The organism is Psychrobacter sp. 1U2, from assembly GCF_051847575.1.
The window spans coordinates 1-1,228 of the sequence record NZ_JBPYDC010000308.1; the positions used below are offsets into that span (position 1 = coordinate 1).

Consider the following 1,228-nt stretch of genomic DNA (forward strand, 5'->3'; position numbering starts at 1 on the left):
CACCATGACCTTTGATGGTTATACTAAAGTGATGCCACCAGCTAAAACTGACGATACTTTGTTACCCGATGTCAAAAAAGGCGATCAGCTCACCTTAGATAAGCTTGATCCAAGCCAACATTTTACTAAGCCACCACCGCGTTATACTGAAGCAAGTCTCGTTAAAGAGCTTGAGAAAAAAGGTATCGGACGTCCATCGACTTATGCCTCAATTATCTCAACCATTCAAGATCGCGGTTACGTCAAATTAGAAAACAAGCGTTTATTTGCCGAAAAGATGGGTGATATCGTCACCGACAGATTGACAGCAAGCTTCCCAGACTTGATGGATTATACCTTTACCGCAGCATTAGAAGATAAGCTTGACCATGTCGCAGAAGGCGATCAAGACTGGAAAGATGTGTTAGACAACTTCTATGGTGACTTTAAGACCAAACTTGAACATGCCAAAGATAAAGATGGTATGCGTCCTAATGATCCGACGGATGTACCAGATGTACACTGTGATATTTGCGATCGTCCGATGCAACTGCGCACGGGCTCAACGGGTGTGTTCTTAGGTTGTACTGGCTACAACTTACCCCCTAAGGAGCGCTGTAAAGGTACAAAAAACTTAATGCCAGTCGAAGCTTTTGCTAATCTTGATGATGCCGAAGGTGACGATGAAGCGGCCGAAGTCAAAGATTTGATGGAAAAAAAGCGCTGCCCGAAGTGTGGTACAGCCATGAACGGTTATATCGTCGATGGCGGTCTCAAGCTACATATCTGCGGCAATAATCCTGATTGCGACGGCTATATCCTAGAAGAAGGTAAGTTTGAAGTACCGGGCTCAGATGCGCCAACCATCGACTGTAATAAGTGTGATGGGCAGATGGAATTAAAGACGGGACGTTTTGGTCCTTACTTTGCTTGTCAAAAATGTGATAACACGCGTAAAGTGCTCAAAACGGGAGAAGCGGCACCGCCGCGTATGGACCCAATTCATATGCCGGAGCTCAAATCGACCAAGCATGATGATTATTTCATTTTGCGTGAGGGGGCGGCTGGGATGTTCTTAGCAGCATCTAAGTTCCCAAAAGTACGCGAGACGCGTGCGCCAAAGCTTGCTGAGCTACGCGCAGTCAAAGACAAAATGGAAGACAAGTTTCAGTACCTGTTTGAAGGACCAGATGAGGATCCTGATGGTAATCCAACGATTTTGCGCTGGTCACGTAAGAAAAAAGAGCAG

General features: G+C 45.7%; 1 protein-coding gene. It reads left to right on the top strand.

All coding sequences use genetic code 11. The features are described 5' to 3' along the window. Window positions 1-1,228, top strand: a 1,228-nt coding sequence (locus ACS8FD_RS15395) for a DNA topoisomerase (protein ID WP_439276489.1), incomplete at both ends; no start/stop codon positions are given.